A 1566-nucleotide genomic window follows, 5' to 3' on the forward strand; every position below is an offset into this window, starting at 1 on the left:
GCCGCGCCCGCACCCCCGCCCGCGCCCGCTTCCGCGCCGCCGTCGCACGCCGCCGCGACCGGACCGCGGACCGCCGCCTCCGCGACGGGGCCGGGCACGGCGGCCGGCCCGACAGCCGGCGCCGCCGTACCGCCTCGACCCACTGCGCCGCCGCCGGCGCAGACCTATGGGGGGACTCGGCCGTGACCGCCGAGGTCGAGGCGGAGCCGGCGGAGGAGCTTCCGCCCCCGCCTCGGCTGTGGCGGTTGCGGCGCCGGGTGCGCACGCTCGGCCGCAGCGTGGTCGGCCTGCTCTTCGCGGGCGCGGTGCTGGTGACCGGCGCCCGGCTGCTCGTGTTCGACGCGATGTGGCCGCTCGCGATCATCACCGTCTTCGCGCCCTACGCCGCGGCCGCCTCGGTGCTCGTGCTACTCGGTGCGGCGCTGTTGCGGATGCGGCTGACCCTGCTCGTCGCGCTGGGCCTGGTGGTTGTGCACACCCTGTGGATGTTGCCGCGGCTGAGCGCCGCCGACGGTCCCGCGCCCGGCGGGGTGCGGTTGCGGGTGATGACCTCCAATGCCTACTTCGGCAAGGCGGATCCGGTCCGGATCACCGAATTGGTGCGACGTGAGCGGGTGGACGTGTTGGCCGTGCAGGAGTTGACGCCGGAACTGGCGACAGGCCTGGAGCAGGCCGGCCTCACCCGAGAACTCCCGTACACGGCCGGCCACGGCGAACCCGGCGCGTCCGGGCTGGCGATCTACGCACGCCGGCCCTTGGGCGAGGAGCGGTTGTTGCCCGAACGGACCACGATGCCGATGCCCGGCAGCACCGTGGAGGTGGACGGGCGCCGGGTCCGGATCCAGGGTGTGCACACCATCCCGCCGATGCGTGGGCAGGCCGGGCAGTGGGCGCACGACATGGACGCGCTGCGCCGCGAGGCGGAGCGGCGCACGCTGCCGGTGATCTTCCTCGGCGACTTCAACGCGACCTCGGACAACGCCTCCTTTCGCGCGCTCACCGGGGCCGGGCTGCGGGACGCACACGAGGAGCGCGGCCGGGTCCTGGTGCGCACCTGGCCGATGGCGTACTTCCACGGCCTGCCGGCACTGTTCGGGATCGACCACGTGCTGGTGGCCGGCGGGATCGACGTGGTCTCGGCGTCCGAACACCGGGTGCCGCACACCGATCACGCCGCGGTCATTGCCGAACTGTCGCTGCGCTGAGTCTTCGTCAAGATCCCGTCAGGAACGACCTCACCTGCGTCGATGCCGCGTCAAGAGACCCGATACGGCCGCTGCGCGCGACTAGCGTCGAGTCTCGCAAGGCAGTTCGCCCAGGCGACTGCACTCAGGCAACTCCGAGGATCTGATCGCATGTCCGCTCTGTTCGCGCTCTTCGCCGTCGTCGTGATCGCCCGTGTCCTGGCCACCTGGAAGCTCTCCACCCGGCGGGCCGCCGGCTCGGTCGGCACGGCGACCGAGACCCGCGCCGACCGCGTGCTCGCGGCCTGAGCATACGAGTGGCAGTACGGGCTGAAGGTCATCACGACGGACCGCCGGCCCGTCACCCACGTGGGTGACGGGC

At 73.1% G+C, this 1566-nt stretch carries 2 protein-coding genes; both read left to right on the plus strand.

All coding sequences use genetic code 11. The features are described 5' to 3' along the window. Window positions 1-1205: endonuclease/exonuclease/phosphatase family protein (locus tag ABZS54_RS42900; RefSeq protein WP_355548880.1), on the plus strand; the 1205-nt coding region annotated here is incomplete at its 5' end. A gap of 150 nt (window positions 1206-1355) precedes the next feature. Continuing rightward, entirely contained in the window at window positions 1356-1493 is a 138-nt protein-coding gene (locus ABZS54_RS42905) for a hypothetical protein (RefSeq protein ID WP_355548883.1), read from the plus strand. Window positions 1494-1566 lie beyond the last annotated feature (73 nt).

It is taken from the genome of Embleya sp. NPDC005575 (genome assembly GCF_040605455.1).
Lineage (GTDB): Bacteria > Actinomycetota > Actinomycetes > Streptomycetales > Streptomycetaceae > Embleya.

Bases quoted from the DNA above. Each gene is read 5' to 3' on its own strand.
- ABZS54_RS42905 (WP_355548883.1), top strand. From the start codon at position 1,356: ATGTCCGCTCTGTTCGCGCTCTTCGCCGTCGTCGTGATCGCCCGTGTC.